At 71.4% G+C, this 959-nt stretch carries 1 protein-coding gene; it reads left to right on the forward strand.

Annotated features, from left to right (window positions below):
- Positions 1-182: 182 nt before the first annotated feature.
- Positions 183-821, forward strand: coding sequence for a uridine kinase family protein (locus tag G6045_RS40650; protein ID WP_328708105.1), 639 nt, complete (start codon positions 183-185; stop codon positions 819-821).
- The last annotated feature ends 138 nt before the right edge of the window (positions 822-959 follow it).

Below are 959 nucleotides of genomic sequence, written 5' to 3' on the forward strand. Positions count from 1 at the left end.
ATGCACCCCGCCACCCCGCCTCGGCGCCGCGTGCCGGGCTGCATTGCGTCGTACCAGTCGAGCCATGAGGTCACCTCGTGCGGTAATCGTGAGGCAACGCAGCGTAGTTGAGGTGTGAGGTGCGTTTCAAAGGACGTACGCCGGGATGAGCCGAACGGGCTCATGCCTCACACTGGTGTTCCGTGAGCTCCCACCCTCCGATACCCACCCGCGTCGTCCTGCTGTGCGGCCCCTCCGGCGGCGGCAAATCGCGCCTCGCGGCCCGCTCCGGTCTGCCGGTGCTGCGCCTCGACGACTTCTACAAAGAGGGCGACGACCCGACCCTGCCGGTCGTGGCGGGCGGCACGGACATCGACTGGGACGCCCCCGCCTCCTGGGACGCCGACATCGCCGTCGCGGCGATCGTCGAGCTCTGCCGTACGGGACGTACGCGCGTGCCCGTCTACGACCTCGCCACCAGCTCGCGCACGGGCGAGGAGGCGCTCGACATCGAGCGCACGCCCCTGTTCATCGCCGAGGGAGTCTTCGCGGCCGAGCTCGTCGACCGCTGCCGTGAGCTGGGCGTGCTCGCCGACGCGCTGTGTCTGCGCGGCCGGCCGTCCACCACGTTCCGCCGTCGATTCCTCCGGGACCTGAAGGAGGGCCGCAAGTCCGTGCCCTTCCTGCTGCGCCGCGGCTGGCGCCTGATGCGCTCCGAGCGCACGATCGTCGCCCGCCAGGTCGCCCTCGGTGCCCACGCCTGCAACAAGGAGGAGGCCCTGGGCCGCCTCGCCGCCGCGGCCGCGGGCCGCTGCCGGAAGGCCCGTACGACGGCTCCGTAAGACAGCAGGACGGCTCGGCAGAACGGCTCCGTAAGACGGCAGGACGGCTCGGCAGAACGGCTCCGTAAACGGCAAAGGGACCGGAAAAGACCCCCCGGCCTCTCCGGTCCCGCTGCCTTGCGGCTCCCCCACGTCCCC

It is taken from the genome of Streptomyces mesophilus (genome assembly GCF_011044995.1).
Lineage (GTDB): Bacteria > Actinomycetota > Actinomycetes > Streptomycetales > Streptomycetaceae > Streptomyces > Streptomyces mesophilus.